The sequence below is a fragment of the Marinobacterium iners DSM 11526 genome (genome assembly GCF_900107855.1).
Classification (GTDB): Bacteria; Pseudomonadota; Gammaproteobacteria; order Pseudomonadales; family Balneatricaceae; genus Marinobacterium; species Marinobacterium iners.
This window is the reverse complement of the sequence record NZ_FNRJ01000020.1, coordinates 38,893-60,315: the sequence shown is the minus strand read 5'-3', so window position 1 is coordinate 60,315 and position 21,423 is coordinate 38,893. Positions and strand designations below refer to the sequence as shown.

The window sequence follows — 21,423 nt, the reverse complement described above, 5'->3', positions numbered from 1 at the left end:
CGCATCTTCTGAATCAGCTCAACCCACTGTTTCGGCATCTGCCTCGGTGAGGCGTGGGGGCGGCTGGATGCTGACTCAAGACCAGCGTCACCAGCCTCTCGATAGCGAGCAAGCCACTTATACACCGTGCGCCTACTGATGCCGAACGTGTGGGCGATATCTTTGATGGATTGTTGCTGACGTATGGCGCGATCAACGATCAGGGCTCGAATATGGGGCGTGGTTCGTGCATTCTTATGGGGGTTGTTCATGTCGGTTGTTCTGTGCTGTTTGTTTGGCGATAACCAGCATCTCGAACTTAACCGGCGTGAACAACCTCCTTAGCACCCACAACTAGAAAGGTTGTTCACCCTGTACAAATCATTTCCAGTTGCACGTAAACGGGCTGGGGTTTGCATAGCTACGCAGCACCTGTACAACCGCCTCACTCACTCTGCAGCGCCAACACCGGGTTTAGGCCGGCGGCGCGCTTGGCCGGCAATACGCCCGAGATAAGCCCCACCAGTGCGGAAAGTGCCAGTGCCAGCAGCAGGTAAAATGGGTCAAGCTGTATGGGCAGTCCGGGAATGCCCAAGGCCAGCGCGGCCAGTGCCAGACCGCTGAGCAGAATGCCGGCGATGCCACCCAGCAGAGAGAGGAGTACGGCTTCACCCAGAAACAGCCACATCACCTGCCGGCGCGTTGCGCCAACGGCGCGCAGCAGGCCGATTTCGGCGCGGCGTTCATGTACGGTGGTGACCATGATGGTCACGATGCCGATGGCGCCGACCAGCAGGGAGATGCCGCCCAGCCCACCGACGGCCAGCGTCAGGATACCGAGGATACGATCAAGGCTCTTCAGCATCTCATCTTGGGTGATGAGGGAAAAGTCCTCCACGCCATGGCGGTCAATCAGCCGCTGGCGAACCTGTTCGGCCATGGCGGATGCGCTGATCCCGGGCCGATAGGTCACGTCGATCTCCATCAGGCCGCTGCGGTTGAACAGGCTCAGGGCGCGTTCCACAGGGATGTAGACGATGTCGTCCAGATCGAAGCCCAGCATCTGTCCCTTCTCGGTCATGACACCCTCCACCCGGTAGCGTTCGCCCCCCACGCGGATGAACTGGCCAAGCGCATTCTGTGTGCCAAAGAGTTCCTGTTTGACCTTGTGGCCCAGTACCGCCCAGGGCTGTGGATAACCGTTGCGACTGTCGGGCAGAAAGCGTCCCTGAGCGATCTCGAAGCGCCAGGCCGCGGCCATGTCGCTGCCGCTGCCGATAATGTCGGTGTGACGTACACGCCGGCCGAATTCAATGGCGCCGCTGCCCTGAACCACCGGAACCACATGTTCCACAAAGGGCAGAGACTGCAGGCTCCAGGCATCCTCAACCAGCAGGGGGCGGGTGCTGGCAAGCAGGCCTCCTGTGCCGCCGGTCTGGGATTTTCCTGGGTTGATGGCGATGATGCGGGTGCCGAACTGGGAAAAGTTTTCCAGTACATAGAGCCGAATGCCTGCGCCCAGCGTCGTCAGCAGCACTACCGCACAGATGCCGATGGCGATGCCCAGAATGGTCAGGCTGCTGCGCATGCGGCTGGCGCGCAGGCTGGTCAGGGTCAGGCGGATATAGTCAGCGCTGCGCATCGGTAATGCCCTTGAGTGCCAGAACAGGGGGCAGGCGGGCGGCCTTGCGTGCCGGCAGCCAGGCAAACAGCAATGCCACTGCGATGGCCAGCAGAATGGCCCCGGCCAGCGCCCACCCCGGAACCGAAACCGGGAACTGCGGCCAGAGCCAGTGGCCGGTCCAGAGCAGCGCATAACCGATCAGTACGCCCAGTGCGGCACCCAGCAGTGCCATCATCAGTGCCTCGCTGAGAAACAGGCGGTGTACCTGACGCTCGCTGGCGCCCAGAGCCTTGAGCAGCCCGATCTCCGAGGTGCGCTGGCTGACGCTGATCAGGGTGATGTTCATGATCAGAATGCCGGCGACCACCAGACTGATGGCCGCAATGGCTCCGACCGCAAGTGTCAGCAGTTGCAGAATGTCATTGAAAACGCCCAGCAGGCTGTCCTGTGTGATCAGGGTGACGTCTCGCTCGCCCTGATGACGTGCCTGAATCAGATCAAGAATGGCCGGCTTGAGGTCATCGGTCATATCAACATGGCGGACCTGTACAAACAGCCGGAACAGTCCCTGAGTATCGAACAGTTGCTGTGCGCTGGCGACCGGGATGATCACCGCCTCGCTCATGTCGGTTCCAAGGGAAACGCCACGATTTTCCAGCACCCCGATGACGCGGCAGCGCCGGTCAGCGGTGCGCAGCCAGCGACCCAGTACCGGTGTCTGGTCGAACAGGTCCTCTCGCACGCCCTGACCGATGACACAAACCGGCTCGGCCCGCTCCAGTTCCAGTGTCGGCAGCAGACGTCCCTGGGCGGCACTGAGCTGTCGAATCTGGAAAAATGCCGCACTGGTACCGACCACCATCAACTCCCGGTTGCGACCGTTGGCTTCCACCTGTGTCAGCCCAACGACCAGAGGGGCAACCGCCTTCACGCCCGGCAGCCCCAGTACCGCGCGGGCATCATCCAGCGTGAGGTCGCGCGTGCCTTCGCCGGTCAGAGGTGGCAGGCCCCCGGTGGTTTCCTTGCGCCCCGGCAGCACGATCAGCACATCGTTGCCCAACAGACTGAACTCTTCCAGCACGAAGCGGCGCGCGCCTTCCCCCATGCCGGTCAACAGCAGTACGGCCGAGACACCGACGGCTGTAGCCAGAAGGGTCATCAAGGTACGAAACCATTGCCCCGTGAGCAAGCGCAGGTTGAATCGGATCAGATCAGTGGCCTGCATCTCGCTCATCCTTCAGCAGACGGCCATCCTGCATCCAGAGCCTGCGCCGGGCACGCTTGCCCATGGCGGCATCGTGGGTGACGATTACAAGGGTGATGCCATCCTCGTTCAGCTCTTCCAGCAGCTCGATCACATCCTGTCCCGAGTGGCTGTCGAGGTTGCCGGTGGGTTCGTCTGCCAACAGCAGGCCGGGTTTGCGGATCACGGCACGGGCGATGGCAACGCGCTGTCGCTGGCCGCCGGAGAGCTGATGTGGAAGGTGGTTGGCGTGGCGTTCCAGTCCCAGCCGCGTGAGCAGTTCGTCCACTCGCGGTCGGCGCGCGGACGGTTCGGTGCCGGTCAACACCAGTGGCAGCTCAATGTTCTCGCGGGCGGTCAGACGGTCAATTAGGTGGTAGGCCTGAAACACGAAGCCGATGCGACGGTTGCGCTCGGCGGCTCGGGCTTCCTCTTTCAGCGTCATTATGTCCGTGCCGTCGAGCCAGTAGTGTCCGCTGTCAGGGGTGTCCAGCAGTCCCAGCATGTTCAGCAGGGTGGACTTGCCGGAGCCGGAGGGGCCCATGACGGAGAGGTACTCACCGGCTTCGATCTCAAGATCCACGTGGTCCAGCGCCTGTACCGGTTCGTCCCCCAGCTGGTAACGCTTGCACAGTTGCTGCAACCGGATCATGACGCCGGTACCACCCGGGCGCCATCGCCCGCGCCGCTGTCCAGTGAGAGCAGAATGCGATCGCCTGCTTCAAGGCCCTCGACCACTTCGGTCCAGGTCCAGTTGCCCAGTCCGGTCTTGAGTTGCACGGCCTGCAGGGTGCCGCTGTCGTCGTCATAGCGCAGCACGCGGTTGTTCTGCAGCAGGGTTTCAGTCGGCACACGCAGCACGTCCGCGTGCTGCTGGATGATCACTTCAATATCGGCACTGTATCCGACCAGCAGGTGGGCATCGGTGGGTGGCGGGGTGAAGCGAACGTCCACATCGACGGTGCGGGCCTGCTTTTCCAGCTCGGAGACAAAGGGCGCGATGCGTGAGACCTCGCCGGCAAAACTCTGGCCTCGGAAGGCGTCCAGTGTGATGCGCACCGGCTGATCCACCGCCAGCCGTGCGGCCTCGACTTCATCGATGGGGGCGCGCACATACAGGCAGCTGTCGTCGATCAGGTCAACGGCCGGCGGTGTGGGGACGCCGGGCGGAGAGGGGGTGACATACTCGCCCACCTCGCCATTAATTTCGGCGACGACCCCGGCAAAGGGCGCCTTGAGCAGGGTTTCATCCAACAGCACCTGATGCAGTCGGAGTGTGGCCTCGGCCTGTTCAGTCAGTGCCTGTGCCTCCTCGCAGGCCAGTGCGGCACGGCGGGACTCGGTCTGGCGCTGATCCAGCAGTTCATCAGAGGCCAGTCGTTCACGGGCCAGTGACTCGGTTCTGCGTGCTTCACGCTGTGCCAAAGCGGCGGTGTCACAGAGGGCGCTGGCATGAATTTCGCGGGCCTTGAGGGTGGCAGCCACTTCATCCATGCGTGCCTTGATATCGCGGTTCCAGAGTTCCAGCAGGGCTTGCCCCTGTTCCACGTGATCGCCTTCGTCAACCAAAAGGCGCTCGACGCGACCACCCTGAGGCATCGACAGGCGGGAGCGGCGACAGGCACGCACGGTGCCGGCACGGCTGTTGGCGGCGAGCTGTTCCACAACGCCGGTTTCAACGGTGGTCAGTGAGACTTCAATGGGCTTGGGCCGGTTGAACCAGTAAAAGGCCATGCCGGCAAGGATTAACAATAACAGGAAGGTGAGCAGCTTTTTCATCCGGCGGGGCTCCTTGTGTCACGGATGCAGTATAGGCAACTCAGCTGCGGTGACGCATGTCGGTTCGGTGCAGCTCAAGGCCATGGTCGCGGCAGCGCGCATAGTTTTCGCGGGTTGCGGCCAACACCTCGGGGGTCTGAATAACGATCTCGACAATGCGTTCGAATTCGAATGCGGTATCGGGAAGTCTGCCAGACAGGTTGATAAAGACTTCACGGTGATTCGGCAGCTGCTCTCCCCAGCCGATCTCGATCGGTGAGGCGGGCAGTCCACCCAGCAGAACATGGGGGACGAAACTCTGTGGACGTGCGGTCCACAACTGCTGGTCCAGCTGGCGTGCCGCTGTCTCATGCTCGGTACTGATGAACACACGCATACCGAGCCCGAGAATTTTTTCGCACAGGCGGCACAGAAAGGCCGCCCGGCTTTCGGGCTCGGTGTCCGGCAGAATGTAATAGTCTGCGCGGGACACGCTTATTCCCCGTGGTCGTGGTCGTGCTCGTCAATCTCGACCTGCTCGGCCAAATCCAGCAGGTACTGACACAGCATGGGCACGCAGCGTCCGGTTGCGCCCTTCTCCTTGCCGTTGCTGTTCCAGGCAACACCGGCGATATCCAGGTGAGCCCAGTTGTACTCCTTGGTAAAGCGGGACAGGAAGCAGGCTGCGGTGATGGTGCCTGCCGCTCGGCCACCGATGTTGGCGATATCAGCGAAGTTGGAGTCCAGCTGCTCCTGGAACTCATCCCACAGCGGCAGCGGCCAGCCGCGGTCGGCTGCATAGTCACCGGCTTCCAGCAGTGCGGAGGCGAGTTCCTCGTTGTTGGACAGTACACCGGTAGCCTGATGGCCCAGGGCGATGATGCAGGCACCGGTCAGGGTGGCAATATCGACCACGGATTGAGGCTCGAAACGACCGGCATAGGTGAGTGCATCACACAGCACCAAACGGCCTTCGGCATCGGTGTTGAGAATCTCAACGGTCTGTCCGGACATGGTGGTGACGATGTCACCCGGCTTGGTGGCCTTGCTGCCGGGCATGTTCTCGGCGGCGGCAATGATACCAACTACGTTGATCGGCAGCTGCATCTCGGCCAGCGCTTCCATGGTACCGAGTACGCTGGCCGCACCGCACATGTCGAACTTCATCTCGTCCATGCCGGCGCCCGGCTTCAGGCTGATGCCGCCAGTGTCAAAGGTGATGCCCTTGCCGACCAGTGCATGGGGCTTTTCATCGTCCTCGCCGCCACGGTATTCGATTACGATCAGCTGTGAAGGCTGGGCGCTGCCTTTGCCAACAGCCAGCAGTGCGTTCATGCCCAGCTCGGCCATCTGCTCTTCATCCAGCACATTGACCTGCAATTCCTCGAACTCTTCCGCCAGTGCTTGTGCCCGCTCGGCCAGATAGACAGGTGTGCAGATGTTACCCGGCAGGTTGCCCACTTCGCGGGCTGTATCAACGCCGTTGGCGATGGCCACGCCATCGAGCAGGGCGCCTTCACCCAGTTCGATGTCCTCTTCGTCAAGCTTGATCATGATCTGTTCAAGCTTGATCGGATCGGCTTTCTTGCTCTTGGTCTCATCGTACTGATAGAAATCAGCCGAGATCCATTCCACCAGCTGACGGGTTTCGCGGTACACATCGTCCTGTTCGCTGGCGCAGCCATCGAGTGCAAACAGTACTGAGCCGATGCCCGATTTTTTCAGGGTGGCGGTGATGCCCTTGATCAGCTTGCGGTAATGACGATCCTTGCGCTCCTCAGGCTTGCCCAAACCCACCAGCAGGACACGATTGGCCTTGATGCCCGGTACCTTGAACAGCAGCAGCTGTTCACCGGCCTTGCCACTGATGTCGCTACTGTTGATCAGGTCGCTCAGGTAGCCGTTGGCAGCCGTGTCGATCGCCTCTGCGGAGGGGCAGAGTTTACCCTCGGCTTCCAGTGCAACTACGATGCATTCGGTTTCCAGTGTTTCGACACTGCCGTTGATAATCTCAAAATCCATGACGACTCCGTACAAGACATTGCAGACTGATTGGGTGATAATGCGGGGCTTGCTTGATGTCAGGCATCCCGGTGATGTAGCCGGTCCGGTGCCGAACGTTGTGCCGCGCAGTTCATAGCTAGATCCAACGCGCACTATAAACCATTTCTCCGATTGGAAACCATGGCGGTGAAAGGGAATCTGTTTTGATTATCTTCCGTTACCTCGCCCGTGAGGCGTTGATTTCAACTCTGGCTGTAACCTCTGTACTGCTGCTGATTATCACCAGTGCACGCCTGATTAAATATCTGGCCGATGCTGCGACCGGCAAGCTGGATGCAGCTTTTGTGTTCTGGGTCCTGCTTTGGCGTATTCCCGGTTTTCTCGAGCTTTTGCTGCCGCTGGGACTTTTTCTCGGCATTCTGCTGGCGTTCGGACGTCTCTATCTCGACAGCGAGATGGTGGTGTTGAGGGCCTGTGGCATCAGTCAAAAAAGGCTGGTGCTGTATGCACTTGGGCCGGCTTCGCTGGTGGCACTGCTGGTAGCGGTGATGACGCTCTGGCTTGCTCCCCTTGGGGCTACCAAGTCGGAAGAGATCTTCAGTATTCAGGAGTCCAGAAGCGAACTGGAACTGCTGACACCGGGCCGGTTCCAGTCTCAGACGGGCGGCCGGCAGGTCACCTATGCTGAATCGTTTGACAGCGAAAGCGGCCAGCTGCGCGAGGTGTTTATTGCGCAGCGAAACGAGAACGGCGAACCGGTGGTACTGTTGGCTGAGCAGGCTGAACGCGTCATTTTGCCGGAGTATGGTGGCCGCTTTCTGGTGCTGCAGCAGGGGTATCGCTTTGATGGTGTGCCCGGCTCAGCGGAGTATACCCGCACCGGTTACCGGGAGTACGGCATAAGCCTGCCCGAGGCAGAGTTGGCGCGTGAGGTGACGGAGCTGGATGCACAGCCGACGCTGGCTCTGGTAGACAGCGTGCAGCCGCGTGAACAGGCCCGGTTGCACTGGCGTCTGTCTTTGCCGGTGCTGGCCTTTATCGTGACACTGATTGCGGTGCCGATGAGCCGAACCAATCCACGTCAGGGCCGCTTTGCCAAACTGATTCCGTCCATTGTCTTGTACCTGCTCTATCTATCATTGCTGACCAGTGCGCGTTCAGCCGTTGAGGATGGTGAGGCTGGCGTGTGGCTGCTGTGGCTGGTGCATGCGATATTCCTGACACTGGCTGCCAATCTGATTCTGGCGGAGCGTTTCTGGGGCGCACAGATCAATCGTGTCCGGAAGCGTCTGCCGCATGTCAGTTGGAGGAAGTCTGCATGATGAAGCTTGAGTGGTACATTGCCCGTCATGTTATTGGCGCCATTCTGGCTGTATTGCTGGTGGTGGTCGGTCTAGACCTTGTCTCGGCGCTGCTGGATCAGCTGGATGATGTCGATGATCACTACACCTTTGTGGGTGTGCTTGAATACCTGATGTTGACTACTCCGCGCCGGATTTATGAGTTTATCCCCTTGAGCAGTCTGGTGGGTTGCCTGATTGGCCTGGGTATGCTGGCCAGTCACAGTGAACTCACCGTCATGCGAGCGGCAGGTTTTTCTACCCGACGCATTCTTGCTGCGGTGTTCAAGCCGGTGCTGGTGTTGGCGCTGTTCGCGCTGGTGTTGGGTCAGTTCATCGCGCCCTATACTGAGCAGCGTGCCCAGAGTCTCAAGGCGCTTGCACAGGCCGGTGGTGGTGCGCTGAGTTCACGCTATGGTATCTGGCACCGTGAAGATCGCCTCTTTATTCATATCAATGCGGTAGAACCGGGGGGCGTGATTCATGGTGTCACCCGCTATCGGTTTGATGAGTCCCGCCAACTGGCGGAGGCGAGCTATGCGCGAATTGGGCGCTATGAGTCCGAGCGGTGGCAGTTAGAGGATGTCAGCACGACCGAGTTCACCGAAGGGCGTACCCAAGCGTCGCAGCAGTCTCAAGAGTCATGGAAGAGTGGACTGACGCCTGATCTTCTGTCGGTGATCGTGGTTGAACCGGTGGATCTTCCGATCAGTGGCCTCTGGTCCTATTCGAGTTATCTTCAGGCCCAGGGGGTCAATGCGGATACCTATCTGCTGGCGTTCTGGACCAAGCTGTTACAGCCCCTGGCAATTTTGGCACTGGTGCTGATTGGTGTTTCATTCATTTTTGGTCCACTGCGCAGCGTGACGGTCGGCCAGCGGGTGATTGCCGGGGTTGTGTTCGGTTTACTGTTCAAATTTGCACAAGACCTGCTTGGTCCGGCCAGTACCGTGTTTGGCTTTCCGCCCTTCATCGCAGTAGTGCTGCCAGTGCTGCTGTGCATGGTGGCAGGTGGCTGGCTGCTGCGTCGAGCGGGTTAAACTTCAGATTGATTACGGTTTTTGTGGTGAGGGTTTGGGCAGCTGAACAATACAGCTGCCTGACCAGCGGTCATGCCAGCTCAGGCGCTCATCCGTGAACAGCATCCAGAGCAGTCCGATGCCGCACAGGCCCAGGGATGGGATGGCGCAGAGGAATCGCACCAGCGCCTTGCTCCAGCTCAGGCGGCCGCCTTCAAGTGTCTGAACCCGGAGGCGCCAGGCGAGCATGCCCAGTGTCTGTCCATTGCGGGTCCAGAAAAAGCCGAAAAACAGAAATGTGATACAAAACAGCGCCGAGTTGAACAGGGCAACCGCTGACGGTGAACTGGTCTGGGCGCTGATCGCTTCGCCATCGTTCAGCATGACACCGACCCCACCTACAATCATCCAGATCGCAATTACCAGCAATGCGTCATACACCATGGCCAGCAGGCGCTTGACCAGTGAGGCCGGGCGGGTGTCGGTAAACTCTTCAGCAAAGGGGCGGTGCATCGGCATGTCCGGATCCATCGGTTGGGTTGGCGACGGATTGTAGCACCAGGGCGGTATCAGGGTGAAACCCTGCCAGCGGTGCTGGCAGGGAGAGGGCATTACTTGAATGGCGTGACGAACTTGGCCTTGTAGCGCTCGGCCAGAGACTGGGCTTCCTCCAGTTGAGATTCATCCAGCTTCATCAACAGGCGAGCCTCGATGGCGCGGGCAGTGCCGTTGCCCATTTCGGCCGCGTTGTGCATCCAGGCGTAGGCCAGAATGTTGGTATCGATGCTGGTGTCCTGTCCATGACTGTTGGAGTAAAGCGTGCCCAGGAAGAACATGGCATCCATGTGGCCCTGCTCAGCCGCCTTGCGATACCACTGTTCGGCCTGAGCGTAGTCCTGCTCAACACCTGTGCCGAAGTTGTAGCTGCGGCCCAGGTTATGCCAGGCAGCCACTACATCCTGATCGGCGGCACTGCGATACCACTTGAGGGCTTCGTCATTGTCGCGGGCAACGCCCTGGCCGAACTCATACATTTCGCCGATACGGTTCTGGGCTTCGGCGTCACCATTCTGAGCCTGAGGCAACAGGCGATCAAATTCGACCTTGTATTCCCGGTTCTTCAATGCACGCAGGCTGTTGACGCTATCCAGGTGCCCTTGCCGGGCACCGCTTTCATAGTAGCGACGGGCCATATCGGTGTTTTTTTCAACACCCCAGCCGTTCTCGTACATCTGGCCCTGCAGGTTCAGTGCGGCCGGGTCCTGATTCTTGACCAGGCTTTCCAGTTCGGAAAGGGCTTTGGTGTAATCGCCGGCATCGATGGCGCGTTGGGCTGCGTCGACGCTGGCGGCAAGTGCTGATGTGGTGTGCAGGGAAAACAGCAGGCCTGCTGCTGCAAGAAGGGTAGATTTGTTCATTGAAGCCATGCCTTCATCATCGTTATTGATGCATTTCAGGAAGTCGTGTTGCAACGGCTTCCACCGAATCGGGTGTACAGACGGATACAACAGTTGTGGCTGGACTGATAGTACAAGATAATGCTTCTACTTGAGTACGAGTTGAAATTTGAACTTTCATCCGTATAAGCCACTTCTAATATTTTTATTGTACAGGAAAAGATTGCTCAGCGGCACCTGCCCTGAATCTTCTGCTGAACGCCTGACAGGAGCCCTAAATGCTGAAACGAATGACCATCAGGAGCAAACTGGTGCTGGGGTCGGTGCTGCCGATTATCGGTCTGCTCGTTATTGTGATCACTTCCTTGATTGAATTGAACAAGGCTAACCAGGGCATTGATCAGCTCTATGTGGACCGGATCGTACCGCTTGAACTGCTGAAAAACGTGTCGGATAACTATGCAGTTAACATCATTGATACGGTTAATAAGATCGACAAGAGTCTGATGAAGGCCGAAGACGGCTTGGCCGTTGTCATCCAGGCGCGAGAAAAAATCAAGCAGGACTGGCAACTCTACACTTCCACTGACCTGACCCCGCAGGAGCAAAAACTGGTACAGGAAGCCGATGGTCTGCTAAAGCGTGCGGACAGTGCGATCGAAAAACTGATTGAGCGTCTGAAAACACTCAGCGGACTGACTTACGGTGACATGTACGGTTTTAACGGGGATCTCTACGCCGATGTTGACCCGATCAGCGAAAAGGTGGCAACGCTGGTTGACCTGCAATTGAGTGAAGCAGATCAGATGCGTCAGGAATTGCGCCAAAGGTATGAACGTCAGCGCGTATTTCAGATCGGCTTGTCAGCTGCCGTTGTGGTAGTGCTGGCGTTGCTGGGCTTGCTGATTTACCGCTCCATTCGACAGCCGCTTGAGCATTTACAGGATGTAATGGATAACGTCGCCACCAATTCTGATCTGCGTCTGCGTGCCGAAATCGAGGGTGACAACGAACTCAGCCATATCGCTGGCAGCTTTAACAAGATGTTGGCCCAGATGCAAAGTCTGGTAGGCCATATCTCCGGTGCGACTACCCAATTGGCGGCTGCGGCTGAAGAGATGAGCAGTATCAGCAGTCACTCAAGCCAGACGATCAACAGCCAGCGTGCCGAGGTGGAACAGGTTGCGGCAGCCATGAACGAAATGGTGTCGACGGTACAGGAAGTGGCCGGCAGCGCCGAACGGGCGGATCAGGAAGCGCGATCTACGTATGACGAGGCCGATTCCGGTAACCGGGTTGTCGTGGATGCGGTTCGTGCGACCAGTGATCTGGTCGACCAGGTGCGCAAGGTTGCAGCGCAGATAGCCGTGGTGGAGCAGGACAGTGAAAGCATCGGCAGTGTGGTCGATGTGATTCGCGGTATTGCAGAACAGACCAATTTGCTGGCCCTGAATGCGGCCATCGAAGCGGCTCGTGCAGGTGATCAGGGACGGGGCTTCGCTGTGGTGGCGGATGAGGTTCGCTCACTGGCTCAGCGCACCCAGGAGTCAACCGAAGAGATTCAGCAGGTGATCGGCCGTCTCCAGGTTGGAACGCGTGATGCCGTTACGGCGATGAAAGTGAGCCAGGAACGTGCAGAACTGACCGGCGAGCAGGCCGAGAAAGCTGGTGAGGCGCTGCGCCGCATTTCAGTAGCGGTCAAGCGCATCACCGACCTGAACGCCCAGATCGCAAGTGCATCTGAGGAGCAGAGCAGCGTTGCCGAAGAGATCAACCGCTCTTTGGTGACCATCAACGACAGCGCTCAGGAATCCGCAGCCGGGGCAACCCAGACCGAGACTGCTAGCCATGAACTGTCACGGCTGGCAGCGGAACTACAAAGCATGACGGCGAAATTCCGTACCTGATGCTATTAGGCTCAGTCCCCGCGCTGGGGGCTGAGCAGCTCGATCATGTACCCATCAGGATCGCGCACAAATGCCAGAATCGTACCTGAAGTTGAGTTCTTCATCGGACCGGCTTCTCGCACCACCTGTCCTCCTTTTGCCTTGATCTGGTCACAGGCCTCGTACACATCATCCACTTCGATGGCGATATGACCATAGCCGGTGCCAAGGTCATACTGATCGGTGTCCCAGTTGTGGGTGAGTTCCAGAACGGTATTGTCAGCTTCGTCACCAAAGCCGACAAATGCCAGCGTGAAACGGCCTTCCGGGTAGTCCTTGCGGCGTAGCAGACGCATCCCTAGGACTTCAGTATAGAAGGAAAGCGATTTTTCCAGGTCAGTAACCCGGTACATGGTGTGCAGCATGCGCATCGGTACACCTCGTGTTTAAGAGTGGAACTGAATTAGAATCTCAAGTCTAACGCACCAGACTTGCGGCTTTCAGTCTATAGTGATTAATTATGTATATTCACAACAAGTGCCAAGGGGGCAAACAATGTTTCAGGATATGACAAAGCAGATGACCGAATCGATGGGACCTTTCCGTGATCTGGTGAACATCCAGACCAAAATGCTGGAGGAGCTGACCCGCCAGCAGATGGAGTGTACCAAGGCCTGCATCGAAGCAACCATGCAGCAGACCAGCGAACTGCAGAAGTGCAAGACGCCGAATGACCTGATTGAACTGCAGCAGGCCTATGCCAAGGAGCTGGAAGAAACCCTGCGAGCGGCCAATGAACAGAATCTTAAAGCCCTGACCTCAGCTCAGCAGGCGATGCAGCAGCTGGCACAAGGCTCCATGGATGCCATGACCGGCAATAAGAAGTAAGCTGTACCAGGCGTTATCAAGCAGCCCGCAGGGCTGCTTTTTCATTTATGTACAGGACATGGTCACCTTTCCACCTGAGCGCATATGGATACGCGCAGGCGGCTGATAATCGAGAATTGCTATGAGTACCCCCATCGGCCTGTTTTATGCCAGCACCACGGGCAACACTGAAATGATTGCAGAGCAGATTGCGGCGCTGCTGCCTGAACAAATTCATTTGCATGACATTGCGATCGAGGGTGTGGTCGAAATGGCACAGTATCAATACCTGATCATGGGTATCCCGACCTGGGACTTTGGTGAGTTGCAGGAGGACTGGGATGAGCATTGGCCTGCCTTGCAGGCACTGGATTTCAGCGGCAAGAAGATCGCCCTGTTCGGCCTGGGGGATCAGCTTGGCTACGGTGAGTGGTTTCTGGATGCAATGGGAGCGCTCAACGAGGTGTTGCAGGAAGCAGGTGGGGAAGTGGTTGTACCCTGGCCGGTAGACGGTTACCGGTTCGAGGCGTCAAAAGCTTTAACTCAAGACAAGCGCTACTTTGTGGGCCTGGCATTGGATGAGGACGGTGAGCATGGCTTGAGTGAAGAGCGAATCCGTACCTGGATGCCTCAGGTATTGGCCGCATTTGAGGCCTGACGGGCTCCCCGCCAGCGACAGATCAGGTACCAGAGCAGGCCAGATAGCTGCAGCAGTGTTGCCCCTGCCAGAGCCCAGCGAAAGGCCGTGGCGGGATAATGTTGGCCATCTTCGGATGGCCACAGACTGATCACCGCACCCATTCCCCATTGCACAATGAATGCACCCAGAAAAATGCCCAGGTTCAGGCTGGTGCTGACCCGTGCACTGATCGCAACCGGAAACTGCTGACTAAGGCCAGCGAACATCAGCGTACCTGACGTCCCGAAAAAGCCGAATGCCGCCCAGGCCAGCAGGTTGGCCTCACCGGGCTGAATCTGGATCCACAGCAACGCGAGCGTGAAGCACAGCATGCCGGTAAAACTGACACTGGGCGTGCTGATGCCCAGCCGGTTCAGGCGGCCGGTGATGAACCCCAGTAACAGAAATCCGGCTACCATGCTGGCGGCAGAGACAAACAGCACGCCGGCAGCGGCACTGGCGCTCAGGGCGCTGACTTGCTGCAGCCACAGGCCGGCCCAGAGAGACTGGGTCGCGATAAAGACCGACTGCGACAGCATGCTGGCCGGTGCCAGTTGATAGAAGGCTGGTGTGCGCACGACGGCCCAAGTCTGGCTCAGCAGGGCCACGATGCCCTCTGAAGGCCTTTTCATTGCCGTTTTGGGTATGCACCCGCGTACCAGGGCTGCGATCAGGATGCTGAACACGGCCGTCGCCATGAAAATGCCACGCCAGTCGGTGAATGTCAGGGCAAATTCGACAGGGGCGGTAGCCGTGAGCGCGCCGAGTCCGCCACTGGTCAACTGCAGGCCGTTGATTGCGGGAAGCTGATCCCGCTTGAGCCAGCTGGTATAGCACTTGAAGGCCGCCATCAGGCAGGCCGAGACACCGATGCCGATCAGGCCTCGCCCGATCCAAAGCATAAGGCTGCTTTCGGCCATTGCGAAAGTGAGACTGCCGGCGGCGGCGAACAACAGCAGGGCGGATGCTACATCTCGAGTCTGATAACGGTCCAGCAGAATGCCCAGCGGAATCTGGCAGGCTGCGAAGGTCAGAAAGTAGGCACTGGAAATAAGACCCAGAGTGGCAGCGCTGATACCCAGCTCAGCCATGATCTCGGGGGCGACCACAGCATTGATGACACGAAACAGGTAGGACAGCCAGTAGCCCAGTGCAAAGGGGATCAACAGTCGCAGGGTGAAAAGAGTGGAAGTCTGCATGAAACGTGCTGTCTGCCAAAAGACTCAAAGTATACCCCTTAAATCGGGAACTTGTTTGATTAGGTTGCGCTCATATAGAATTGCGTTCAGACCATCAATGAAAAGGGAAATCGATATGAAAAAGATCGCAATGCTTGGATTGGCAGGGGTTATGGCGCTGGGCAGCACGGCTGCGCTGGCGGCAGAAGCGGAAGACGCCATCAAATACCGTCAGGGCGTATTCAGCGCTGTTAAATGGCACTTCGGCACTATGGGTGAAGTGGTCAAGGGTAAACAGGATTACAACGCAGAAGACTTTGCACGCCGTGCAGATATTGTGGCTCAGCTGAGCAAGCTTCCGCTGGAAGGTTTTATTGCAGGTTCCTATGAAGGTGATACCGACGCTCTGCCGGCGATTGAGCAGAACTGGGACAAGTTTGAAGGTGGCATGAACATGTTTGCCGAGAAGGCTGATGCGCTGGCGGCTGCGGCCAAAACCGGTGACATGGACCAGATTCGTCCGGCTTTCGGTGAGGTGGGCAAGACCTGCAAGGGTTGCCACGACAACTTCAAGGACTGAACTGCAAGCGGTTAGAACTTGAATTGAAACAGGGCGCCTATGTGGCGCCCTGTTTGTATTCAAAGCAGGTTGAGCAGGTTCCAGACAATGGCAGCTGCAACGAGGGCCAGCAGCAGTCCACGCAGGAACGGGGCGAACGGGTAGCTTGGCGCATCTGCTGAGGCTGGCTTGCGCCCGTGCAACATGGCCTGAACCAGCTTCTCGCGCTTGAACAGTTGATGGTAAATGACGCCCAGCAGGTGCAGGCCGATGGCGATCAGCAGAATATCAAACAGCCACTTGTGCCAGCGAGTGATCTCCACACTCAGGTCGTAACTGATCAGGTGTACCAGCGGTCCTTCGGTAATAATCTCATCATTGGCAAAGAGCCCCGTACTCGCCTGGGCTGCAGCCAGTAGCAACAAAGCCACGACCATCCAGCCTCCCAGCGGGTTATGGCCCAGATGGTGCGGTTCGCGGCGTTGCAGCATCTGAAGGGCGTAGCGGGCCGTGGTGATCGGTGAGCGTACGAATTCGCTGAAGCGAGCATGGTGGCTGCCGGCAAAGCCCCACATCAGGCGGAACAGAACCAGCCCAAGCACCGTATAGCCGGCATACATGTGCCAGCTCATCCAGTTGCCGCCCTGTTCGCTGGTCCACCAAGCAAACAGAATACTTGCGGCCAGGGTCCAGTGAAACAGACGCACATAAATATCCCAGACGGGTTTCCTTTCCAGTTTGGCAGAGTGTTCGGTCATGTCAGAGTCCAGTTAACCAAAGGTGACAGAAAATGCTGGCCACATAACCCAGCAGGATGGCCCAGCTCCATTTCAGATGGCTCATGAAGGTATAGGTTCCCTGGGCCTGCCCCATTAAAGCCACGCCGGCGGCTGAGCCGATTGAAAGCAGCGATCCACCCGTGCCGACAGTCAGGGTCGCCAGTAGCCATTGATCAAGCGTCATCCCCGGGTCCATCGACAGTACGGCAAACATGATCGGGATATTATCCACCAGCGCTGACAGCAGACCGATCAGGCTGTTGGCCAAGGGTATTCCAAGACTGCCATACAGCAGCGTGGAAAAATCAGCCAGGTAGCCCAGTGTGGCCAGGCCGCCCACACACAAAACGATACCGTAAAAAAACATCAGAGTGTCCCAGGAGGCACGCTCAACTACTTTGAAAATATCAAACCGACGCACTACGCCGGTGTGGTCGCCACGCAGCATGCTGTGGTTGCTTGTGTTCTCGGCATGGTGGTGAGTGATATGACCCTGTTCACGAAAGACGGGGTCATGCAGGCTCAGGTAGTAGCCGTACAGTTTCAAGACACCAAGCCCGGTCATCATGCCCAGAACCGGTGGCAAGTGCAGCATGCTGTGTACCAGTACAGAGGCGATAATGGTACCGAGAAACATCAGCATGATGGTAACACCGCCCTTTTTCATGCGTTGATGGCGCTGGCTGCCGGCAGGACGTCCATTTTTAATGGCAAGGCTCATCAGGGCTGCCGGTATCAGCCAGTTCACCAGCGCCGGCAACAGTAGATACGAGAACTGAGTGAAAGAGACATGTCCCTGCTGCCAAACCATCAAGGTGGTAATGTCTCCAAATGGGCTGAAGGCACCACCGGCATTGGCGGCTACAACCACATTAATGCAGCCCACTGAAATAAAACGATAATTATGGTTGCCGACAGCCAGCACAACGGCACCCATCAGCAGGGCGGTTGAAAGGTTGTCGGCAATGGGGGATATGCAGAAGGTCAGTACGCCGGTGATCCAGTAGATACTGCGCAGTGAAAAACCGCGTGAAACCAGCCAGGTACGCAGGGCCTCGAATACACGCCGTTCTTCGAGCATATTCACGAAGGTCATGGCGGCTAGAAGAAACAGGAACAGTTCGGCATAGTCCAGAATATACAGCCTCAGCTCGGCCCCGGCGGTGACTTGATCTCCCTGCTGGCGATAGGCGAGCCCGACCAGTACCCAGATCAGGCCTGCCGCCACGATGACCGGCTTTGACTTGCGCAACGCAAGCCGCTCCTCCATGACCACGAAGACGTAGGCCAGCAGGAAGATCAGCAGTGCCAGATAACCATAGACACTGGCTGTCAGATCCAGAAGTTGAGGCGTTTCCTGCACACCTGCCTGAGCCTGCGATGACAGCAGCGCCATAAATGCCGTTGGCAGAAGATGTTTCCCTATCATGCGGCCCTCCTGAGTCGATCAGGCCATTCTTGCTGACCTTGGCATGCAAGTCGAGTATACAGGCAGAGATTGAGGAACTGTTGCACAATCGTTCAAACAGGGCCGAGGATCAGTTAGAATACCTCCCTTTTTCCAAGCAGCGAGTTTGTAGCCCCACCATGGAAATCAATCCGATTCTCAACAGTCTGAAAGAGTTCAGCGAGCGCACTCAGTCGCTGCGCGGCTACCTTGATTATGATGGCAAGCGTGAACGGCTTGAAGAGGTTGAGCGTGAGCTGGAAGATCCGGGTGTGTGGAACAATCCAGAAAATGCACAGCAACTTGGCCGTGAGCGCTCTGGTCTTGAATCGGTGGTGAAAACCATCGACGAGCTGACCATTGGTATCAGCGATGCCCGTGATCTGCTGGATATGGCGGTAGAAGAAGACGACGAAGATACTGTCGCCGAAGTTGAAGCAGATGTCGAGCGTCTGCGCTCCCAGTTGGAACAGCTTGAATTCCGCCGCATGTTCTCCGGTGAGGCCGATGCGAACAATGCCTTCCTGGAGATACAGGCCGGGTCAGGGGGAACCGAGGCACAGGACTGGGCCAACATGATGTTGCGCATGTACCTGCGCTGGGGCGAGAGCAGAGGCTTCAAGACCGAGTTGCTGGAAGTGTCCGGCGGTGAAGTTGCCGGCATCAAATCTGCCACTATCCGATTTGAGGGCGAATACGCCTATGGCTGGCTGAGAACCGAAACCGGTGTTCACCGTCTGGTGCGTAAATCGCCGTTCGACTCCGGTGGTCGACGCCACACCTCTTTCTCCTCGGTATTTGTCTCGCCGGAAATTGACGACAACGTGGACATTGAAATCAATCCGGCTGATCTGCGTGTGGATGTATACCGTGCATCCGGTGCCGGTGGTCAGCACGTTAACCGAACCGAGTCAGCCGTGCGTATTACCCATGAGCCTTCCGGCATTGTGGTGCAGAGTCAGTCGGCGCGTTCGCAGCACCAAAACCGTGATACCTGTATGAAGCAGCTGCGTGCCAAGCTCTACGAAATGGAGATGATGAAGCGTCGTGAAGCGGCACAGGAGCTGGAAGACTCCAAGGCTGATATCGGCTGGGGCAGTCAGATCCGTTCCTACGTGCTGGATGATCAACGCATCAAGGATCTGCGCACTGGCGTACAGACTTCCAACTGTGATCGCGTGCTTGACGGCGATCTGGATCAGTTTATCGAAGCCAGCCTCAAGGCCGGCTTGTAAGCATTCGTTTTAAGGTAACCCCGATGTCAGACAACAACGTGCAGCAAACCGTGCAGCAAGATGAAAACCGCCTGATCGCCGAGCGTCGCGAAAAACTCGCCGCCCTGCGTCAGGAAGGCAATGCCTTCCCCAATACCTTCCGCCGTGACAGCTACGCCGAAGATCTGCAGCAGGCGCATGGTGACAAGAGCAAGGAAGAGCTGGAGCAGGCCGGTATCCGGGTCGCCGTGGCGGGCCGTGTGATGCTCAATCGCGGCGCCTTTATGGTGTTGCAGGACATGAGTGGCCGTATTCAGCTGTACGTGAACAAGGAAGCGCGTGCCTTTGCCAAGACCGTCGACCTGGGGGATATCATCGGCGTCAGCGGCGTGCTGCACAAGTCCGGCAAGGGTGACCTGTATGTGGATATGGCTGAGTTTCAGCTGCTGACCAAGAGCCTGCGTCCGCTGCCCGACAAGTTCAAGGGGCTGCAGGACATGGAGATGCGCTATCGCCAGCGTTATGTCGACCTGATCATGAACGATCAGTCGCGCAAGGTGTTCGAGATGCGCTCGAAGATCGTCGCCGGCATTCGCAAGTACCTGATCGATCGACGTTTCATCGAAGCCGAAACGCCGATGCTGCACCCGATTCCTGGTGGTGCCACGGCGCGTCCGTTTACTACGCATCACAATGCGCTGGACCTGCAAATGTACCTGCGTATCGCACCGGAGCTGTATCTCAAGCGTCTGGTGGTGGGTGGTTTTGAACGCGTGTTCGAGATCAACCGCAACTTCCGTAATGAAGGGCTCTCGACCCGGCATAACCCTGAGTTCACCATGATCGAGTTCTATCAGGCCTATGCCGATTACAACGATCTGATGGACCTGACCGAAGACATGCTGCGTACTGTGGCCCAGGATGTATTGGGTACCACAGTGGTGGTCAACACTGTGCGTAACGAAGAAGGCGAAGTGCTGGAAACCTTCGAGTACGACATGGGCAAACCGTTTACCCGCATGAGCGTGTTCGATTCCATTCTGCACTTTAATCCGGAGATTACCGCCGAAGCACTGGCCGATGATGCGGCTGCTCGCCAGATCGCCGAGCGCATGGATATTGATGTTAAGGACAGCTGGGGGTTGGGCAAGGTACAGATCGAAATTTTCGAGAAGACTGTCGAACACCGCCTGCATCAACCGACCTTTATCACTGAGTACCCGACTGAAGTCAGCCCGCTGGCGCGTTGCAATGACAACAACCCGCACGTGACCGACCGATTCGAGTTCTTCGTGGCCGGCCGTGAACTGGCCAACGGCTTCTCGGAGCTGAACGATGCCGAAGATCAGGCCGAGCGTTTCCGCAAGCAGGTGGAAGAGAAGGATGCCGGTGACGATGAAGCGATGCACTATGATGCCGACTACATCAACGCTCTGGAATATGGTTTGCCGCCGACAGCGGGAGAGGGGATCGGTATCGACCGTCTGGTGATGCTGTTTACCGATTCAGCCTCCATTCGTGACGTGTTGCTGTTCCCGGCCATGCGTCCGCGTGGATGAGAACTGAAGGTGGGCAGTGAGTTATCCACAGGGCCACTTTAAAGTGGCCCTGTTTGTTTACGGCGTGAATTTTCGGGAGACCCCCATGGCACTGGACAAGGCACCCAGCTGGCAGCCCTGGCTGCAGCAGGAGTTTGAACAGCCCTATATGCAGACCTTAAAACGGTTTCTGCAGTCAGAGAAGGCTGCCCACAAAGTCATTTTTCCGCACTCCAGTGACTGGTTCCATGCGCTGGAAGCCACTCCGCTTGATCGCGTAAAAGTGGTGATTATTGGTCAGGACCCCTATCATCAGCCTGGACAGGCTCACGGCCTGTGCTTCTCGGTAAAGCCGGGTGTGCGCATTCCGCCTTCGCTGGTGAATATCTACAAAGAGTTGCAGTCCGACCTGGGTATTGAACCGGTCAACCACGGTTACCTGGAGCATTGGGCGCAGCAGGGTGTATTGTTGCTGAATGCGGTTCTGACCGTAGAGCAGAGTAATGCCAACGCGCATCAGGGCAAGGGTTGGGAGCAGTTTACCGACCGTGTCATCGAACTGGTGAACGCGCGGTGCGAGCATGTGGTGTTCATGCTCTGGGGCAGTTATGCACAGAAGAAGGGGGCCCGTATCGATCAGAACAAACACCGGGTGCTCAAGGCTCCGCATCCCTCACCACTTTCTGCCCATCGCGGTTTTCTGGGGTGTCGTCACTTCAGTCAGGCCAACCAATGGCTCTTGGAGCAGGGACGTGAGCCTATTGACTGGCAGTTGCCTTCATCCCCTGCGGCTTGACCTGAATGTGCTTCAGGCCCCGGGCTTTTAATATGGGGGACAATGCCAGAGTGAGCGGATCAGGACAGGGGGAGTATTGATCGAGTGTCTTAAGGGGTACAACTCAAACAGACCGG

General features: G+C 57.6%; 22 protein-coding genes. 9 read left to right on the top strand and 13 right to left on the bottom strand.

From position 1 onward, the window contains the following. The 7 genes from BLV48_RS16245 to BLV48_RS16215 all read right to left on the bottom strand — a co-directional run. The coding region (locus BLV48_RS16245) for a leucine zipper domain-containing protein (RefSeq protein ID WP_139253948.1) at positions 1-251 on the bottom strand (251 nt) is incomplete at its 3' end. 173 nt (positions 252-424) lie between these two features. Next, positions 425-1,621 carry an ABC transporter permease gene (locus tag BLV48_RS16240; RefSeq protein ID WP_091827841.1) on the bottom strand — a complete coding sequence of 399 codons (1,197 nt, stop codon included), beginning with the start codon at positions 1,619-1,621 and terminating at the stop codon, positions 425-427. Beyond that, positions 1,608-2,828 carry an ABC transporter permease gene (locus tag BLV48_RS16235; RefSeq protein WP_091827840.1) on the bottom strand — a complete coding sequence of 407 codons (1,221 nt, stop codon included), beginning with the start codon at positions 2,826-2,828 and terminating at the stop codon, positions 1,608-1,610. Before BLV48_RS16235 ends, BLV48_RS16240 begins: the two co-directional genes overlap by 14 nt. After that, positions 2,815-3,498, bottom strand: coding sequence for an ABC transporter ATP-binding protein (locus tag BLV48_RS16230; protein ID WP_091827839.1), 684 nt, complete (start codon positions 3,496-3,498; stop codon positions 2,815-2,817). Before BLV48_RS16230 ends, BLV48_RS16235 begins: the two co-directional genes overlap by 14 nt. Then, the gene (locus tag BLV48_RS16225; protein WP_091827838.1) at positions 3,495-4,625 is read right to left on the bottom strand and encodes an efflux RND transporter periplasmic adaptor subunit; all 1,131 of its coding nucleotides are present in this window, start codon (positions 4,623-4,625) and stop codon (positions 3,495-3,497) included. Before BLV48_RS16225 ends, BLV48_RS16230 begins: the two co-directional genes overlap by 4 nt. A 40-nt stretch (positions 4,626-4,665) precedes the next feature. Continuing rightward, positions 4,666-5,097 carry a DNA polymerase III subunit chi gene (locus BLV48_RS16220; protein ID WP_091827837.1) on the bottom strand — a complete coding sequence of 144 codons (432 nt, stop codon included), beginning with the start codon at positions 5,095-5,097 and terminating at the stop codon, positions 4,666-4,668. 2 nt (positions 5,098-5,099) lie between these two features. Next, a complete protein-coding gene (locus tag BLV48_RS16215; protein ID WP_091827836.1) occupies positions 5,100-6,626 on the bottom strand; it encodes a leucyl aminopeptidase in 1,527 nt (508 codons plus the stop codon). A 185-nt stretch (positions 6,627-6,811) separates the two neighbouring features. On the opposite strand from BLV48_RS16215, the gene lptF reads away from it, so the two are divergent. Together lptF and lptG are read left to right on the top strand one after the other, a co-directional pair. After that, positions 6,812-7,930 carry an LPS export ABC transporter permease LptF gene (gene lptF, locus BLV48_RS16210; protein WP_091827835.1) on the top strand — a complete coding sequence of 373 codons (1,119 nt, stop codon included), beginning with the start codon at positions 6,812-6,814 and terminating at the stop codon, positions 7,928-7,930. Beyond that, the gene (gene lptG / locus BLV48_RS16205) at positions 7,927-8,988 is read left to right on the top strand and encodes an LPS export ABC transporter permease LptG (RefSeq protein WP_091827834.1); all 1,062 of its coding nucleotides are present in this window, start codon (positions 7,927-7,929) and stop codon (positions 8,986-8,988) included. The genes lptF and lptG overlap by 4 nt, the downstream gene beginning before the upstream one ends. Before the next feature lie 12 nt (positions 8,989-9,000). Here lptG and BLV48_RS16200 read toward each other — a convergent pair whose 3' ends face one another. Together BLV48_RS16200 and BLV48_RS16195 are read right to left on the bottom strand one after the other, a co-directional pair. Beyond that, positions 9,001-9,486: an RDD family protein gene (locus BLV48_RS16200; protein WP_242530004.1), complete on the bottom strand. Its 486-nt coding sequence runs from the start codon at positions 9,484-9,486 to the stop codon at positions 9,001-9,003. 92 nt (positions 9,487-9,578) lie between these two features. Further along, entirely contained in the window at positions 9,579-10,385 is an 807-nt protein-coding gene (locus BLV48_RS16195; RefSeq protein WP_091827845.1) for a tetratricopeptide repeat protein, read from the bottom strand. Between the two features lie 257 nt (positions 10,386-10,642). Here BLV48_RS16195 and BLV48_RS16190 point away from each other — a divergent pair, with 257 nt between their 5' ends. Then, positions 10,643-12,271, top strand: coding sequence for a methyl-accepting chemotaxis protein (locus BLV48_RS16190; protein ID WP_091827833.1), 1,629 nt, complete (start codon positions 10,643-10,645; stop codon positions 12,269-12,271). A gap of 11 nt (positions 12,272-12,282) precedes the next feature. Here the strand turns inward: BLV48_RS16190 and gloA are convergent, their stop codons facing one another. After that, entirely contained in the window at positions 12,283-12,681 is a 399-nt protein-coding gene (gene gloA, locus BLV48_RS16185) for a lactoylglutathione lyase (protein WP_091827832.1), read from the bottom strand. Positions 12,682-12,805: 124 nt separating this feature from the next. Between gloA and BLV48_RS16180 the strand changes: the two genes are divergently transcribed. Together BLV48_RS16180 and fldB are read left to right on the top strand one after the other, a co-directional pair. Beyond that, complete coding sequence (locus BLV48_RS16180) at positions 12,806-13,138, top strand: phasin family protein (protein WP_091827831.1); 333 nt, start codon at positions 12,806-12,808, stop codon at positions 13,136-13,138. A gap of 121 nt (positions 13,139-13,259) precedes the next feature. After that, positions 13,260-13,775, top strand: coding sequence for a flavodoxin FldB (gene fldB / locus BLV48_RS16175; protein ID WP_091827830.1), 516 nt, complete (start codon positions 13,260-13,262; stop codon positions 13,773-13,775). Here the strand turns inward: fldB and BLV48_RS16170 are convergent. Further along, positions 13,748-14,995: an MFS transporter gene (locus tag BLV48_RS16170; protein WP_091827829.1), complete on the bottom strand. Its 1,248-nt coding sequence runs from the start codon at positions 14,993-14,995 to the stop codon at positions 13,748-13,750. The genes fldB and BLV48_RS16170 overlap by 28 nt on opposite strands. Before the next feature lie 115 nt (positions 14,996-15,110). On the opposite strand from BLV48_RS16170, the gene BLV48_RS16165 reads away from it, so the two are divergent. Then, positions 15,111-15,554 (top strand): c-type cytochrome, encoded by a 444-nt coding sequence (locus BLV48_RS16165; RefSeq protein WP_091827828.1) that lies wholly within the window; start codon positions 15,111-15,113, stop codon positions 15,552-15,554. Positions 15,555-15,613: 59 nt separating this feature from the next. Here BLV48_RS16165 and BLV48_RS16160 read toward each other — a convergent pair whose 3' ends face one another. Beyond that, positions 15,614-16,291 (bottom strand): cytochrome b/b6 domain-containing protein, encoded by a 678-nt coding sequence (locus BLV48_RS16160; protein WP_091827827.1) that lies wholly within the window; start codon positions 16,289-16,291, stop codon positions 15,614-15,616. 1 nt (position 16,292) lies between these two features. Beyond that, entirely contained in the window at positions 16,293-17,741 is a 1,449-nt protein-coding gene (gene nhaD, locus BLV48_RS16155) for a sodium:proton antiporter NhaD (protein ID WP_091827826.1), read from the bottom strand. Between the two features lie 158 nt (positions 17,742-17,899). Here nhaD and prfB point away from each other — a divergent pair, with 158 nt between their 5' ends. From prfB to ung, 3 genes are all read left to right on the top strand, one after another. After that, on the top strand, positions 17,900-18,994 hold the full coding sequence (gene prfB, locus BLV48_RS16150; protein ID WP_091827825.1) for a peptide chain release factor 2: 1,095 nt from the start codon (positions 17,900-17,902) through the stop codon (positions 18,992-18,994). 23 nt (positions 18,995-19,017) lie between these two features. After that, positions 19,018-20,532, top strand: a complete 1,515-nt coding sequence (gene lysS / locus BLV48_RS16145; RefSeq protein WP_091827824.1) for a lysine--tRNA ligase — start codon at positions 19,018-19,020, stop codon at positions 20,530-20,532. Between the two features lie 85 nt (positions 20,533-20,617). Then, on the top strand, positions 20,618-21,307 hold the full coding sequence (gene ung / locus BLV48_RS16140; protein WP_091827823.1) for a uracil-DNA glycosylase: 690 nt from the start codon (positions 20,618-20,620) through the stop codon (positions 21,305-21,307). Positions 21,308-21,423: the final 116 nt, after the last annotated feature.

Excerpts from the sequence above, each read along its gene's own strand:
- BLV48_RS16230 (WP_091827839.1), bottom strand. The coding sequence starts at position 3,498 with ATGATCCGGTTGCAGCAACTGTGCAAGCGTTACCAGCTGGGGGACGAA.
- BLV48_RS16215 (WP_091827836.1), bottom strand. The coding sequence starts at position 6,626 with ATGGATTTTGAGATTATCAACGGCAGTGTCGAAACACTGGAAACCGAA.
- BLV48_RS16165 (WP_091827828.1), top strand. The coding sequence starts at position 15,111 with ATGAAAAAGATCGCAATGCTTGGATTGGCAGGGGTTATGGCGCTGGGC.
- prfB (WP_091827825.1), top strand. The coding sequence starts at position 17,900 with ATGGAAATCAATCCGATTCTCAACAGTCTGAAAGAGTTCAGCGAGCGC.
- BLV48_RS16240 (WP_091827841.1), bottom strand. The coding sequence starts at position 1,621 with ATGCGCAGCGCTGACTATATCCGCCTGACCCTGACCAGCCTGCGCGCC.
- BLV48_RS16235 (WP_091827840.1), bottom strand. The coding sequence starts at position 2,828 with ATGCAGGCCACTGATCTGATCCGATTCAACCTGCGCTTGCTCACGGGG.
- gloA (WP_091827832.1), bottom strand. The coding sequence starts at position 12,681 with ATGCGCATGCTGCACACCATGTACCGGGTTACTGACCTGGAAAAATCG.
- BLV48_RS16180 (WP_091827831.1), top strand. The coding sequence starts at position 12,806 with ATGTTTCAGGATATGACAAAGCAGATGACCGAATCGATGGGACCTTTC.
- BLV48_RS16160 (WP_091827827.1), bottom strand. The coding sequence starts at position 16,291 with ATGACCGAACACTCTGCCAAACTGGAAAGGAAACCCGTCTGGGATATT.
- ung (WP_091827823.1), top strand. The coding sequence starts at position 20,618 with ATGGCACTGGACAAGGCACCCAGCTGGCAGCCCTGGCTGCAGCAGGAG.
- fldB (WP_091827830.1), top strand. The coding sequence starts at position 13,260 with ATGAGTACCCCCATCGGCCTGTTTTATGCCAGCACCACGGGCAACACT.
- BLV48_RS16225 (WP_091827838.1), bottom strand. The coding sequence starts at position 4,625 with ATGAAAAAGCTGCTCACCTTCCTGTTATTGTTAATCCTTGCCGGCATG.
- BLV48_RS16170 (WP_091827829.1), bottom strand. The coding sequence starts at position 14,995 with ATGCAGACTTCCACTCTTTTCACCCTGCGACTGTTGATCCCCTTTGCA.
- lysS (WP_091827824.1), top strand. The coding sequence starts at position 19,018 with ATGTCAGACAACAACGTGCAGCAAACCGTGCAGCAAGATGAAAACCGC.
- BLV48_RS16200 (WP_242530004.1), bottom strand. The coding sequence starts at position 9,486 with ATGCCGATGCACCGCCCCTTTGCTGAAGAGTTTACCGACACCCGCCCG.
- BLV48_RS16190 (WP_091827833.1), top strand. The coding sequence starts at position 10,643 with ATGCTGAAACGAATGACCATCAGGAGCAAACTGGTGCTGGGGTCGGTG.
- BLV48_RS16195 (WP_091827845.1), bottom strand. The coding sequence starts at position 10,385 with ATGAACAAATCTACCCTTCTTGCAGCAGCAGGCCTGCTGTTTTCCCTG.
- nhaD (WP_091827826.1), bottom strand. The coding sequence starts at position 17,741 with ATGATAGGGAAACATCTTCTGCCAACGGCATTTATGGCGCTGCTGTCA.
- lptG (WP_091827834.1), top strand. The coding sequence starts at position 7,927 with ATGATGAAGCTTGAGTGGTACATTGCCCGTCATGTTATTGGCGCCATT.